This window comes from Sphingomonas glacialis (assembly GCF_006439055.1).
Taxonomy (GTDB): domain Bacteria; phylum Pseudomonadota; class Alphaproteobacteria; order Sphingomonadales; family Sphingomonadaceae; genus Sphingomonas; species Sphingomonas glacialis_A.
This window is the reverse complement of sequence record NZ_RCZC01000002.1, coordinates 900,570-914,427: the sequence shown is the minus strand read 5'-3', so window position 1 is coordinate 914,427 and position 13,858 is coordinate 900,570. Positions and strand designations below refer to the sequence as shown.

The 13,858-nt window shown below is 66.3% G+C and carries 15 protein-coding genes; 5 read left to right on the top strand and 10 right to left on the bottom strand.

Going from position 1 to position 13,858, the window contains the following annotated elements; genetic code table 11:
* Window positions 1-5 precede the first annotated feature (5 nt).
* From EAH76_RS08195 to EAH76_RS08170, 6 genes are read right to left on the bottom strand one after another with little or no spacing between them, the layout of a single operon-like run.
* Window positions 6-656 carry a glutathione S-transferase family protein gene (locus EAH76_RS08195; protein ID WP_140849754.1) on the bottom strand — a complete coding sequence of 217 codons (651 nt, stop codon included), beginning with the start codon at window positions 654-656 and terminating at the stop codon, window positions 6-8.
* A gap of 9 nt (window positions 657-665) precedes the next feature.
* On the bottom strand, window positions 666-1,889 hold the full coding sequence (locus EAH76_RS08190; protein ID WP_140849753.1) for a rhodanese-like domain-containing protein: 1,224 nt from the start codon (window positions 1,887-1,889) through the stop codon (window positions 666-668).
* Window positions 1,886-2,455, bottom strand: coding sequence for a cysteine dioxygenase (locus EAH76_RS08185; protein WP_140849752.1), 570 nt, complete (start codon window positions 2,453-2,455; stop codon window positions 1,886-1,888). The genes EAH76_RS08190 and EAH76_RS08185 overlap by 4 nt, the downstream gene beginning before the upstream one ends.
* Window positions 2,452-3,564, bottom strand: coding sequence for an LLM class flavin-dependent oxidoreductase (locus EAH76_RS08180; RefSeq protein WP_140849751.1), 1,113 nt, complete (start codon window positions 3,562-3,564; stop codon window positions 2,452-2,454). Before EAH76_RS08180 ends, EAH76_RS08185 begins: the two co-directional genes overlap by 4 nt.
* 29 nt (window positions 3,565-3,593) lie before the next feature.
* Window positions 3,594-4,346, bottom strand: coding sequence for an ABC transporter ATP-binding protein (locus tag EAH76_RS08175; protein ID WP_140849750.1), 753 nt, complete (start codon window positions 4,344-4,346; stop codon window positions 3,594-3,596).
* A gap of 3 nt (window positions 4,347-4,349) precedes the next feature.
* Window positions 4,350-5,165 carry an ABC transporter permease gene (locus tag EAH76_RS08170; protein WP_140849749.1) on the bottom strand — a complete coding sequence of 272 codons (816 nt, stop codon included), beginning with the start codon at window positions 5,163-5,165 and terminating at the stop codon, window positions 4,350-4,352.
* Between the two features lie 117 nt (window positions 5,166-5,282).
* Here EAH76_RS08170 and EAH76_RS08165 point away from each other — a divergent pair, with 117 nt between their 5' ends.
* The 4 genes from EAH76_RS08165 (at window position 5,283) to EAH76_RS08150 (ending at window position 7,906) form a co-directional block, all read left to right on the top strand.
* Window positions 5,283-6,137 (top strand): LysR substrate-binding domain-containing protein, encoded by an 855-nt coding sequence (locus EAH76_RS08165; protein WP_140849748.1) that lies wholly within the window; start codon window positions 5,283-5,285, stop codon window positions 6,135-6,137.
* Window positions 6,138-6,344: 207 nt separating this feature from the next.
* Window positions 6,345-6,905, top strand: a complete 561-nt coding sequence (locus tag EAH76_RS08160) for a hypothetical protein (RefSeq protein WP_241659602.1) — start codon at window positions 6,345-6,347, stop codon at window positions 6,903-6,905.
* A 220-nt stretch (window positions 6,906-7,125) separates the two neighbouring features.
* Complete coding sequence (locus tag EAH76_RS08155) at window positions 7,126-7,452, top strand: hypothetical protein (RefSeq protein ID WP_140849747.1); 327 nt, start codon at window positions 7,126-7,128, stop codon at window positions 7,450-7,452.
* A 76-nt stretch (window positions 7,453-7,528) separates the two neighbouring features.
* Window positions 7,529-7,906, top strand: a complete 378-nt coding sequence (locus EAH76_RS08150) for a hypothetical protein (RefSeq protein ID WP_140849746.1) — start codon at window positions 7,529-7,531, stop codon at window positions 7,904-7,906.
* Window positions 7,907-8,180: 274 nt separating this feature from the next.
* Here EAH76_RS08150 and acs read toward each other — a convergent pair whose 3' ends face one another.
* The 4 genes from acs to madL are packed head-to-tail and all read right to left on the bottom strand — an operon-like array spanning window position 8,181 to window position 12,035.
* Window positions 8,181-10,085 (bottom strand): acetate--CoA ligase, encoded by a 1,905-nt coding sequence (acs, locus tag EAH76_RS08145; RefSeq protein WP_140849745.1) that lies wholly within the window; start codon window positions 10,083-10,085, stop codon window positions 8,181-8,183.
* A 9-nt stretch (window positions 10,086-10,094) separates the two neighbouring features.
* Entirely contained in the window at window positions 10,095-10,796 is a 702-nt protein-coding gene (locus EAH76_RS08140; RefSeq protein WP_140849744.1) for a GntR family transcriptional regulator, read from the bottom strand.
* 2 nt (window positions 10,797-10,798) lie between these two features.
* Window positions 10,799-11,563: a malonate transporter subunit MadM gene (gene madM, locus EAH76_RS08135; RefSeq protein ID WP_140849743.1), complete on the bottom strand. Its 765-nt coding sequence runs from the start codon at window positions 11,561-11,563 to the stop codon at window positions 10,799-10,801.
* A gap of 10 nt (window positions 11,564-11,573) precedes the next feature.
* Entirely contained in the window at window positions 11,574-12,035 is a 462-nt protein-coding gene (madL, locus tag EAH76_RS08130; RefSeq protein WP_140849742.1) for a malonate transporter subunit MadL, read from the bottom strand.
* A 167-nt stretch (window positions 12,036-12,202) separates the two neighbouring features.
* On the opposite strand from madL, the gene mdcA reads away from it, so the two are divergent.
* The gene (gene mdcA, locus EAH76_RS08125) at window positions 12,203-13,849 is read left to right on the top strand and encodes a malonate decarboxylase subunit alpha (protein WP_140849741.1); all 1,647 of its coding nucleotides are present in this window, start codon (window positions 12,203-12,205) and stop codon (window positions 13,847-13,849) included.
* Window positions 13,850-13,858 lie beyond the last annotated feature (9 nt).

The following is a 13,858-nucleotide window of genomic DNA, read 5'->3' as shown; positions in this document are numbered from 1 at the left end:
TCGCATCAGGCGGCCGCCGCGGCGGCGGGAAGGAGAGTTTCGTGCTCGACCGCGCGACGCACCGCCGGGCGGTCGAACAGGCGGTCGGTGCGCTCGGCGAAGCTGGGAAAAGACGTGCGATCGATCCCCAGGCTATCGGCCCAGCGCCGCACGACCAGCGCATAGGCATCGACGGCGCCGAAGCGGCCGCCGATCAGGAAAGGGGACGGCGTGGCGGCGGAGCGCGCTTCGAGCTCGGCGAGCGCGGCGGCGAAGGCGGCACGACCGGGTGCCTCTAGCGCCCGGCGGACGGCGGGGTCGTCGGCATAGCGTTCCGGACGCCGGACCTGTGCGAGCGCGACATGCACCGTACTCGCGATCCAGCCCATCAGCGCAAACGCCTGGGCGCGCTCGACCGGGTCATCGGGCAGCAGGCCGGCGTGCGGATAGCTGTCGGCGATCCAGCTCAGGATCGCGATCACCTCGGTGACCGGTGTGCCATCGATCACCAGCGTCGGCACGCGCCGGCGTGGATTGATCGCGCGATAGGCGGGCGTGTGCTGCTCGCCGGCGGCAAGATCGATGCGGACCGCGTTGAAATCGGCGCCGGCTTCCTCAAGCGCGACGAGCGGGGCGAAGGCCGAGCTGTTCGGCGCGAAATACAGTGTAATAGCCATATCGTCCTCTCAGATCACGACGAAGCCGTGGGTGCCGTCGCGTGCGAGTTGGTCGACCAGGCCATATTCCCAGTCGAGATAGGCCTGCATCGCTGCGGCTGCATTGTCGGTGCCCTCGTACGGGCGCTTGTAGCGGCCCTCGGGACCGCGCGCGGGGAGGGCGGTCGAGCCGGTCTCGAGCGCGCCGTCGAAGCCGCCTTCGAGCACCAGTACGTCCCAGCCCATCTGCGCGAGCCACGACGCGGTCATGTCGGCACGCGGACCGACATCGTCGGCGAGAACGATGCGCGCGCCGCGCACCGGAGCGAAGTGGTCGGTCTCCTGCACCAATTGGCCGCCGGGCGCCTCGACGAAGCCTGCGGGGTGGCCAGCGGCGTGCTCCTCGGGAGTCCGCACGTCGAAGCGGTAGAGTGTGCGGTCGGTTTCGCCGGCGAGCCTGGAGAGTGTCGCCGCATCGATGTGGCGGACGCCGGCGCGATAGGCGACGTCGCGGGCCTTCACGCGCGCCTCGTCGCGTTGGTCGGGCGCAACCTCGGCGATGCGGCGCGCCTGGCCCTTGTCGAGGGACTGGCCGGCAAGTGTCCAGCCGATCGTCCCGTTACGCAACGCGACGATGCGGTTGGGCAGCCCGGCGTTGATCAGCGACTGCGTACCGATGATGCTGCGCGTGCGACCGGCGCAATTGACGACGATCAGCGTATCGGGATCGGGCGCCGCAGTGCGCGCGCGCAACACGAGTTCCCCGCCCGGAACGCTGGTGCCGGTCGGGATACTCATCGTCGCATATTCGTCGAAGCGGCGCGCGTCGAGGATGGCGATATCGGCCTTCGCGTCGATCAGCGCCTGCAGATCGGGCGCGGCGACCGATGGCGTATGGCGCCGCACCTCGACGAGCTCGCCGAACGCCTTGCTGTACGAATTGACGTCCTGGAACAGCTCGTAGCCAGCGGCTTTCCAAGCGGCGAGCCCACCGTCGAGCGCGGAAACATTGGTGTAGCCGAGTGCACGGATCTCGCTCAGCGCGGCGTCGACCAGGCCTTCGCCATCGTCATACAGGACGATCGGGGTGGCCTTGCGCGGCACGCGGCGCTCGATTTCGATCGCGATGCGGTGCGGCGGAAGCTGCGCGGCAAACAGCGGGTGGCCGCCGGCAAAGGGGTGCTCGTCGCGCAGGTCGAACAGCGCGAGTTCGTCGCGGGCGATCCAGGCGTGACGGATATCGTGCGGGGTCATGCGAATACCGATGCGGGTTGGGCGTAGCCGGAGATGAAGGGTTTGGCGGCGCCGGTCGCATCATACGTCGCGCGCTCGACGCGGCCGATATCGGTGCCATAGACATGGATGCTGATCGACACGCGGTCGGCAAAGGCATTACTGACCTGGTGGATGTCGCCGCTCTCGGGCGAGAGCGTGGCGACGGCTCCGGCGTCGAGCTGCGTTGGTGGCCCGGCGAACCCGAGCGCACCGCTGGCGGTGCGTGCGTAGCGCTGGTCGATCTCCGCGCCGCGCAGCACGCCGACCAGGCCCCAGACACGGTGGTCGTGGATCGGCGTCGCCTGGCCCGGCCCCCAAACGAAGCTGACTACCGAGAAGCGGTCGGCCGGGTCGCGATAGAGGAGATATTGGCGATAGCGCACCGGATCGGGTGCGGCGAAGGCGGGGTCGATCCAGTCGTCCTTGGCGACGAGGGCGGCGAGTGGTTCGGCCGCGCGCGCGAGGATTGCGTCGGGGGCGCCCGCGACGATCGTTTCGATCGCCGCGACCAGCCGGTCGATCGCCTGGGTGTGCGGCGTGCTCATTCTGCCGCGACCGCCAGCGGATTTTCGCGCTCTGCGACGGCGGCGCGCAGCCGCGGCAGGAGATTGCGCCCGTAATCGATCGCATTTTCGAGCGGATCGAAGCCGCGGAACAGGAAGGTGCGGATGCCGAGATCATAATAATCGAGCAGCGCATCGACAACCTGGTCGGGGGTGCCCACCAGCGATATCGAGTTGCCGGGCGCGCCGGTCAGCTTGGCGATCTCGGTCCACAGTCGCTTGTCGCGGACCTTGCCGCCGGCCGCGGTCTCGAGCAGGCGGCGCGAGCCCTCCGATTCCGTCGTCACGCGGCGGAACGGCGAGGCGCCCGCTTCCTTGATTGCCTGTGCTTCGGCCAGGATGCGTTCGGCACGATCCCATGCGTCCTGCTCGGTTCGACCGAGGATCGGGCGGAACGAGACGCTGAAGCGTGGAGCAGGGCGGCCGTGCTCGGCCGCGCTGGCGCGGACGCGGGCGATCGTCTCGCGGGTCTGCTCGAGCGTTTCGCCGAAAAAGGCGTAGGTTTCGGCATGGCGCCCGGCGACGCGGATCGCCGCGTCCGACGCGCCGCCGAAGAAGATCGGCACGTGCGGCTGCTGCGCCGAGCGGATCGGCGAAAAGCTGTCGCGCACTTTATAGAAGGGCCCGTCGTGATCGAACGGCGCGGCTGAGGTCCAGGTCTTCTTGACGACGTCGAGATAGTCGTCGGTACGGGCGTAGCGTTCGTCCTTAGTCAGAAAATCGCCGTCGCGCTGCTGCTCGGCGTCCGACCCGCCAGAGATGATATGCACCGCGAGGCGTCCGCCGCTGAACTGGTCGAGCGTGGCGATCTGCCGTGCGGCGACGGTGGGCTGGATCACGCCGGGGCGATGCGCCAGCAGGATCTTCAGCTTGGTCGTGGCCTGCGCGACATAGGCGGCGACCTGGAATCCGTCCGGCGCCGCGCTGTGATAGCCGATCAGGATGCGGTCGAAGCCGGCCTGCTCGTGCGCCAGCGCGAAGGCGGCGGTGTAGCTCGGGTCGATCTGCGGACCGCTCGGCGGATGGATCTCGGACGCGTAATTGGTCGAGATCATGCCGAGGATCTCGAGCGTGTCGGGGTGCTGGCTCATCGGTAAACTCCTGTTGAATAAGAAGGGGATCAGTCGGCGGCTTCGGCCCACACGGTCTCGACCGGTTCGGGCGTGGCGACACCGAGACGCGCGAGCAGGCGGCGGCGCAGCGCGGGATCGAGCGTGCGCGGCCGATCGGAGGCGATGCGCTCCTCGGCGACGATCCGGCCGCCATCGAGCACCAGCACGCGGTCGGCGAGCGCGATCGCTTCGTCGATATCGTGCGTGATCAGCAGCACCGCCGGACGATGCCGGCGCCACAGGCCGAGCACGAGCTCGTGCATCTGAATCCGCGTCAGCGCGTCGAGCGCGGCGAACGGTTCGTCGAGCAGCAGCACCTTGGGTTCGCGCACCAAGGCGCGGGCGAGCGCCGCGCGCTGCGCCTCGCCGCCGGAGAGGGTCAGCGGCCAGGCATCGGCGCGGTGGTCGAGACCGACTTCGGCCAGTGCTCCTTCCGCCCGCGCGCGCAGATCGCGACCCGTCAAGCCGAGCATGATGTTCTGCCACACCGGCTTCCACGGCAGCAGCCGTGCATCCTGGAACACCACCGCACGCGAGTTGGGCACGCGCACCTCGCCTTCGCTCGCTCCGTCGAGCCCGGCGAGCGTGCGCAGCAAGGTGGTCTTGCCCGAGCCGCTGCGGCCAAGCAGCGCGACGAACTCGCCTTCGGCAATGTCGAGGTCGAGACCGGCGATTACGGTGTTGCTGCCGAAGCGCCGGGTGAAGCCGCGGAGCGACACGACGGGTTGCGGACGCGTCGGGAAGGGAATGGGTGCGTTCATGGCTCAAGCCTCCAGGATCGTCGGGCGCCAGGCGAGCGAGCGCAACTCGATCAGCCGCACCGCCGCATCGGCACCGAGGCCGAGCGCGGCGTAGACCATCAGGCAGACGACGATGACGTCGGTCCGCATGAAGTCGCGCGCATTGTTGATGAGGTAGCCGAGCCCCGACGATGCGTTGATCTGCTCGGCGACGACGAGGATCAGCACCGAGATCGACAGGGCGTAGCGCAAGCCCACCAGGAAGGCGGGCAGCGCGCCGGGCAGCACGACGTGGCGGATGACCGCCGCGCGCGACAGGCCGAACGCGCGAGCGGCTTCGACCAGCCGGGCATCGACGCCGCGAATGCCGTTGTAGAGGTTGAGATAGACCGGGAAGGTCGTGGCGACCGCGATCAGCACGATCTTGGGCGTTTCGCCGATCCCGAACCAGACGATGAACAGCGGCGTCAGCGCGAGGGTCGGCAGCGTGCGCAGCATCTGCACCGGCGAGTCGATCGCGGTTTCACCGCGCTTCGACAGTCCGGCCAGGATCGCCAGCGTTCCACCGACCAGAACTCCGATCGCCAGACCGAGGCCTGCCCGGCCGAGCGAGACGAGGACGTTGTGGCCGAGTTCGCCCGAGGCGATCATGCCCCCCATCGTCGCGGCGACCGCAGATGGTGCTGCGAGTGTGCGCGCGGGGATCAGCCCGGTGCGCGAACCCGCTTCCCACAAGAGCAGCAGGACAAGCGGCGACACCCAGCGCGCGCCGCCCGACCGGATCCGGCCAAGGTACGAGCGCAGCGTGTGCGGTGCGTGGGTCGCGGCGTTGTGTGCCATGTCGGCTCCTCACGGTGGCGGGGATGCCAGCGTTACGGTGCCAAAGGACAGTTTATCTCCTACCAAATCAATATAGATTTGCTAACGCGCCTGATTGGCGTTGCTTATAGGTGGCCCATGGCCCTCAATCTTCCGATCGATGTGTTGCGCAGTTTCATCGCCGTGGTCGATGGCGGCTCGATGCTGCGCGCCTCCGAGCGCGTGTTCCTGAGCCAGCCGGCGATCAGCCTGCAGATGAAGCGGCTCGAAGAATTGCTGCAAGTGCCGTTGTTCCTGCGCGAGGGTCGGCGCCTGGTACTGACCCCGCAGGGAGAAGGCGTACTGGTTCACGCGCGCGAAATCCTGGCGCTCAACGATCGTATCGTCGCTACGTTGACAGGTGACGCGCTGGCCGGATCGGTGCGGATCGGATTTGTCCAGGATTTCGCTGAAACGCTGCTGCAGGGCGTGCTCGCACAGCTTGTCGCATTGCATCCGGACGCGCGGCTCGAGGTGCGCGTCGGTGGCACGCCACAACTGATCGAGTTGCTCGAAAGCGACCGGTTGGACGTTATCCTCGGCATGGGGCCAGTGGGAGACCCCGCTGCCATTCGCGAGGAACCGATGCGCTGGTTCGGCAACGCGCCGCTTGTCGGACGCGACGCTGTTCCGCTCGCCGTGCTGGAACGACCATGCCGCTTCCGTGACGCGGCGATTGCTGCGCTCGAGGCGGCCGACACCCCTTACCAAGTGGTGGTCGAGACGCCCAGTCTCTCGGTGTTGCGCGCAGCCGTGCTCGGCGGGGTGGCCATTACCTGTCGTACCGAGCTATTTGCAGGCTTACCCGAAATCATCGGCTCTTCATTGCCCCCGCTTCCGGCGGTCACGTACGTATTGCAGCGGCGCGAGCGATTGCCGCCGGCGGTGCTGCATCTTCACGATCTTATCGCCGAGCGGGTGAAGGACATGGATTTGTCGGGTGCCGAATTTTGATGAAGCGTGACTCCCCAATCATCTGAAGTCATCTGCTGGCGTCGGTCGTCCGCTATCAATCAGCGACTAAGGTTGGACGTCCGGACGGAGGTATGATCGGCTGACTTTAGGGCAAGCCGGCCATGAGACGGTCGGCCAACTCGCGGTCAATCCATGGCATAATCGAGGATGGACCAACGCCCGCTTTCAAGAAGGGTCGGGGCGGGCTTGACTGTCGACTTCTGGGTCTTTCGCGCTTCAAAAGCAGCCGGGCGCCTTGCGACCACTTGCAAACACTCGACCGACAAGCGATCATCGATCATGCAGAAACGCATGATGCCGATTTTCGCCCTCGCGGTCGCTATCGTGGGGTGCAAGTTTGATAAACCCGTCGTCGAGCGGTTGGAAATCAGCGTCCCCGGCTTGGCGATTTTGATCGACCGGAAAGGCAACGGCAACTTCAAGCAGTCTTCTACAGGTAAGTCAGGACGCTTTTTACTATCTGCTGACAAGTGGGACGCGCTTCGCGACCGGACAGAACCCTTTCGGCTCTCTCCTGACACAATCCCCTCCAGCAAAATTCTTGAGCATTTAATGCACGGTAGCCGATGCGATGGCCCCTACGCCACGGATAACGGCGGGATCTCATTCCATTGGATCGGACCGTCGCTCGACCAGTACTACGACGTCGATTATGGATGTGATCGCGAACGATACAAAACTCGGAATGACGAGTTGCGGTCGATCTTAAAATCTTTACCCGTGCCGGAACCGGATCGCTTGCCATAACTCGCGTCGGTTCACGGTTGAGATCGAGACGGGACACAGGCTTGTGACCGCTCTCCACCAATTTGCGCCGTTTGAGCGCCGCCAGCGCGATCGCCATTCCCCAAAGCCGACTGTCCGCTGTTGAGCGGAAAAGCGGTCGGGCCGAATTCGACCAATAGCGGACATCGCAAGTTTCGATTATTAGCGAGAGATGTCGAGAGCGCTTCGCATATCATCAGTCGTGATTAGTTTTGTTGCCTTGTCGGGTGCCTCGTTATCCAGTGCCGCCGAAACACGCGGAGACCGCACAGGTATTTGCGCTCGCAAGTTGAACTGGATCGATGCCCACCGACAGGAGCACCACCGATTAGAGACGGTGATCGTGAAGCAATCGGCGCATGTCGAAGCTGACGTTCGACGTCTCGAATTTTACGAGCGTGAGGTGCTGAAGCCATACCTGCCCGACATGAGTTCGTTTTCATGGTTCGGCGCATGGGTGACGGATACGAGTGTCGATGAGGTGCATGGGCCAGATTGCTCGCGACTTCCGCGATCTGTCGAGCGCTGACCGAACAGGCCGCAGGCGACCAATAGCGGACGTCTACCCCAACTGTTATGATCGCAGCGGGTGATGGGAGAGAGCGGTGCGCAACCAGCTACAGCGAGCGGTCATAGCGCTGGCGCAGCCCGCTGACATCCAGCTTTCTCTCTTCCCAGACTTCGTTCGCAAGGCCGACGAGTTGGCTCTCGATTTCGAAGATGGGCTTTATGAAATGGTCGGCCACGAAGGGCAGTTTTCCGAGCAACAGCGGGGCGCAATCGATGCGCTGGACGCGCTGATCTTGTCGAAGATTGGAGAGCAACATGCCGCGTTTTGGAATGAGACGGCTGTCCGCGAGCACCCGTTCTGGGAGCAGATACGAATAGCGGCTAAGGACGCCGCTGCCACGTTCGGCTGGGACTTGCAGAGTGTCCCTTCTTCAGAAGCGGTTTACGTTCCTGCCCGCCCGAACGGTAGCTAACCACCAGTTATCGCCGTTTAGGGGGCAAAGCGCCGGCATCTAAACCGATCTTCTGGTCGACCTGAAAGAATCACGGAAGTTGGGAAGGGCCGGAGGCGACGCAAAAAGCGGGTTCGAAGAGACGCCGATGAAACATGATTGCTTCACGACGATCATGAGGGTGCTGCCTACCGGCGCGATCGTGTTCCACGCCCGTGCAACTGCGAGGGACATCCTCCGCGTAGACACGGGGTGAGCTCGCAGAACCACGGGCGCTCAGCAACAAGGTATAAGCTTAGCAGACTCTGTTGCGCACCAGATCGGTCACGACATCGGGATCGGCGAGCGTCGACGTGTCGCCGAGGCTCGACACGTCACCCTCGGCGATCTTGCGGAGGATCCGGCGCATGATCTTGCCGCTGCGCGTCTTGGGCAGGCCCGGCGCGAACTGGATCGCATCGGGGGTCGCGATCGGGCCGATTTCGTGGCGGACCCAGTCGCGTAGCGTTTTCGCGAGCGCCGCGTCGGCCTCGACATCGGCGTTGACCGTGACATAGGCGTAGATGCCCTGGCCCTTCACGTCATGCGGCATGCCGACGACTGCGGCCTCGGCGACCGCATCATGCAGCACGAGCGCACTTTCGACCTCGGCGGTGCCCATGCGGTGGCCGCTGACGTTGATCACGTCGTCGACCCGGCCGGTGATCCAGTAATAGCCGTCGGCGTCGCGCCGGGCGCCGTCGCCGGTCGTGTAGACCCCGGGGAAGGTGCGGAAATAGGTCTCGAAATGGCGCTGCTCGTCGCCCCACACGCCGCGCATCTGGCCGGGCCAGCTTGCGGCGATGACGAGATTGCCCTCGGCCGCGCCCTCCAGCGTCTTGCCATCGGCATCGAGCAGCTGCGGCGCGATCCCGAAAAAGGGGAGGGTGGCCGAACCCGGCTTCAGCGGCAGGCCCGGCGTCGGCGTTATCATATGGCCGCCGGTCTCGGTCTGCCACCACGTGTCCATCACCGGGCAGCGGCCCTCGCCGACGACGTCGTGATACCAGCGCCACGCCTCGGGATTGATCGGCTCGCCGACGCTGCCGAGCACGCGCAGCGAGGCGCGGCTGGTCGCGGTGACATAGCCATCGCCCTCCTTCATCAGCGCGCGCAAAGCGGTGGGGGCGGTGTAGAGCGTGGCGACCTGGTGGCGATCGACGATTTCCCAAATGCGCGACGCGGTCGGCCAGTTGGGCACGCCCTCGTACATCAGCGTCGTCGCACCGTTGGCGAGCGGACCGTAGACGATATAGCTGTGCCCCGTGACCCAGCCGACATCGGCGGCGCACCAATAGACTTCGGGGGCGCGATAGTCGAACACCGTCGCGTGGGTGAGCGCTGCCCACAGCAGATAGCCCGCGGTGGTGTGCACGACGCCCTTCGGCTTGCCGGTCGACCCGCTGGTGTAGAGGATGAACAGCGGGTCCTCCGCCGCCATCGGCTCGGGGTCGCACTGCGCTGAGACGGTTGCGGCGACCGCGTCATACCAGACGTCGCGGCCCTCCTGCATTGCGACGGCGGTGCCGGTGGCGCGGACGACGACGACGGTCTCGATCCCGGTGAAGATCCGTGCGGCCTCGTCGACACAGGCTTTGAGCGGGACGGCCTTGCCGCCGCGCCGGCCCTCGTCGGCGGTGATGACGATGCTCGATCCGCAATCTTCCATCCGGCCGGCGAGCGCATCGGCCGAGAATCCGCCGAACACCACCGAATGCACCGCCCCGATCCGCGCGCAGGCGAGCAATGCGAACGCCGCTTCGGGGATCATCGGCATGTAGATGGTGACCCGATCGCCCTTGGCGACACCGCGGCTTTTCAGCACGTTGGCGAAGCGGCAGACCTCTTCGTGCAACGCCGCATAGGTGTAGCGCCGCGGCTCCTCGGCGGGGTCGTCGGCCTCCCAGATCAGCGCGACCTGGTCGCCGCGGGTCGCCAGATGGCGGTCGATGCAGTTCGCCGAGACATTGAGCACGCCATCGTCGAACCAGCGCACGTGGAAATCGCTCTCGGCAAACGACCAGTCGCCCGCCTTGGTCGGCGCGGTGATCCAGTCGAGCCGCTGCGCCTGCTCGAGCCAGAACCCGTCGGGGTCGGCGAGCGACCGCGCATGCAAGGCGGCGCGGCAGGATGGATCGATGGTCAGGTCTGCAACGGTCATGAAACGTCCTCAGGGCTTTGCAAAAGGGGCAGGGGTGCCGAGCGCGAGATCCTGCTGCGCGATATAGCTGTCGAGCGCGCTGGCGGCGTTCAGCATGTGCGCGCGCATCCGGCGCGCGGCTTCGTCGCCATCGCCTTGCGCGATCGCGCGCATCACCGCGTCATGCTCGGCGCGCGAGACCGACAGCCGGCGCGCCTGGCGCAGCTGTATGCGGCGGAAGGCGTTGAGCCGGGTGCGCACCGCCATCGTCTGTTCGGCGAGGAAGTCGTTATGCGCGGCGCGGTAGATCGCTTCGTGGAACTCGCGGTTGAGCGCATCATACCCATCGACATCGCCGGTTTCGACCGCGGCTTCGCTGGCTTCGTGGATGCGCAGCAACCGGCTGCGCTCGAGCGGGGTGATGCGGTAGGTCGCGAGCCGGACGCACGTCGCCTCCAGCTCGGCCATCGTCTCGAACATGTCCATCACCTCGTCCGATGTGACGTGGCGGACGATGACCCCGCGGCGCGGGCGGACTTCGACCATCCCGCTGGTCGCGAGCTGGCGCAGCGCCTCGCGCACCGGGGTGCGGGACGCCCCGTAGCGGGCGGCGAGCTGCTGCTCGTCGAGCATCGTGCCGGGCGCGAGCTCGCCCGACGAAATCGCGTCGGTCAGCGCGTTGCGGATCCGGTCGGAGAGCAATCCGGTATCGTCGAGGTCGGTGTCAGCCATGCTCAGCCTCCTACGATCGCACGGACGATGAGGTATAGCAGCGACGGGGCGATCAGGCAGCCGAGTCCGGTATGGAAGGTCGCGGTCAGCGCGCCGTACGGCACCAGCCGGCGGTCGGTCGCCGCGAGCCCGCCCGACACGCCGCTGACGGTGCCCATCAAGCCGCCGAACACCATCGCGCTGCGCGGGTTGTTGAGCCCGATCAGCCCCGCGACGAGCGGCGTGCCGACCATCACCATCACCGCCTTGAACACGCCGGTCGCGATCGACAGCGCGATCACCGGCGACGACGCACCGATTGCTGCGCCCGTCACCGGGCCGACGATATAGGTCACCGCGCCCGCGCCGATCGTCGTCATCGAGACGGCGTCGGTATAGCCGAACGCCGCCGCGACGACCGCGCCGACGATGAAGGGCAAGAGCGTGCCGAGCAGCAACGCGACCACGCCGATCAGGCCGGCCTTCTTCGCCTGCGCGACATCGACCTCGCACGCCGTCGCGACGATCGCGAAGTCGCGCAGCATCGCGCCGCCCATCAGGCCGATCCCGGCGAGCATCGGCAGATCCGCCAGACCCTTGTGCCCGCCCGTCGCCAGGCCGCCCCAGAAAGCGAGCGCGAGGCCGATCAGGATCGCGATCGCCGAGCCATGGACGCGGCCCATGGTGAGCTTGGCCGAGAGCTGGTTCGACAGCCACATGACGATCCCGATGACCGCGAACGCGGTGACCAGCGCATTGGCGGTGAGGACCTTGGTGATCATGTCCATGTCTTGATCCTCAGCGCTGCGGGGCGGGGTGGGGGGCGGGGTGGACGATGGGGTTGGCCGCGAGCGCGGCACGCTCGGCCTCGCGGGCTTCGCGTGCCTCGATCTCGTCCATCGTCTCCGATGTGCCCGACAGCCGGCTGATCAGCGCGACCGCGCTGAAGCAGACCAGCAGCGCACCGACGCCGGCGATCAGGACGACCGGCCCGCCTTCAACCGCGGCGACGACATCCTGTTGCGCCGCCATCGCGACGACGATCGGGATATAGAGCGCGGCCCAGAAGCCGATCCCGCGCGACACGCCCTCCTGATACCGTCCGCGGCTCTTCAGCCACATCCGGGCGACGATCAGCAGGATCATCGCGATACCGACGCCGCCGACATTGGCCTTCACGCCCAGCAGGACGCCGAGCCATTCGCCGAGCAGCTGACCGATCAGCGTGCAGATCGCGAGCAGGGCAACGCCGGCGATCATGCGCGGGGATCCGTTGCGAAGCGGGAGGAGGGTAGCAGGACGGCCATCGTAGATCCTCTCAATGTATTCGGTCTGTCGCCGTTTCTGCCTTTAAGTATGCACAGGCTTGCATTCAGGGCAATAGGGAATACAAGGGGCTCCGAAAATGAGCGTCAGGAGACGATGCTATGCGGCAATGGAATACGCGCAAAACGCTGCGCGAGGAGCGGATCGCGGCCGGCGGCGCCTTCGCCACGGGCAAGACGATCGATCCCGCGCGACTCGTCGATTTCCTCGAGGCCGTGCTGCGGCCGAGCGACCGCGTCTGCATCGAGGGCGACAATCAGAAACAGGCCGACGTGCTCGCGCGCGGGCTTGCCGCGGTGGATCCGGCGCGGATCCATGATCTCCACATGGTGCAGTCGGGCGTCGTGCTGCCCGAACATCTCGACATCTTCGAAACCGGCATCGCGAAGCGGCTCGATTTTTCCTATTCGGGGCCGCAATCGGCGCGGATCGCGAAGATGCTGTTCGGCGGCAAGATCGAGCTCGGCGCGATCCACACCTATCTCGAGCTGTTCGCGCGCTATTTCGTCGACCTGACGCCGCAGGTCGCGCTGATCGCGGCGGTGAGCGCGGATCGCCACGGCAATCTCTATACCGGCCCCAATACCGAGGACACGCCGACCGTGGTCGAGGCGACGAGCTTCGGCAGCGGGCTGGTGATCGCGCAGGTCGGCGAGATCGTCGATACGCTGCCGCGCGTCGATATCCCGGGCGACCAGGTCCATTTCGTGCTCGATGCCGGGCGGCCCTTCTATGTCGAGCCGCTGTTCACGCGCGACCCCGCCGCGATGACCGAAACGCAGATCCTGACCGCGATGCTGGCGATCAAGGGGCTGTACGAACCGTACGGCGTGCGCCGCCTCAACCACGGCATCGGCTTCAACACCGCGGCGATCGAACTGCTGCTGCCGACCTATGGCGAGAAGCTCGGCCTGAAGGGCAAGATCTGCACGCATTGGGCGCTCAACCCGCACCCGACGCTGATCCCCGCGATCGAGGCGGGCTGGGTCGAGCAGGTCCACTGCTTCGGGTCCGAGGTCGGGATGGAGGATTATCTGGCGGCGCGGCCCGACATCTTCTTCACCGGCCCCGACGGTTCGCTGCGGTCGAACCGCGCGTTCAGCCAGACCGCCGGGCTGTATGCCTGCGACATGTTCATCGGCTCGACGCTGCAGATCGATCTGGCGGGGCACAGCTCGACAATTACCGCGAACCGCATCGCGGGCTTTGGCGGCGCGCCCAATATGGGCTCGGACGCGCGCGGTCGGCGCCATCCGAGCGCACCGTGGTTGCAGGCGGGCGCGGAGGCCGATCCCGACACCGCGGCGCCATTGCGGCGCGGACGGAAACTCGTCGTGCAGATCGGCGAGACCTTCGGCGAGGGCAATGCCCCGCTGTTCGTCGAGAAGCTCGGCGCGCTCGAACTGGCGGAGAAGCTCGATCTCGATCTGGCGCCGATCATGGTCTATGCCGACGACACCACGCACATCGTCACCGAGGAGGGCATCGCCAACCTGCTGCTTTGCCGCACTGCGGACGAGCGCGAACAGGCGATCCGCGGAGTCGCCGGGTTCACCGAGATCGGTCGCGGTCGCGACACGGCGATGGTCGAGCGCCTGCGCGCGCGGAAAATCATCCAGCGGCCCGAGGATCTCGGCATCGATCCGCTCGACGCGAACCGCAACATGCTGGCGGCGCGCTCGATCAAGGATCTCATGCTCGCGTCGGGCGGGCTGTACCGGCCGCCGAGCCGGTTCCGGAACTGGTAAGGAGACGCT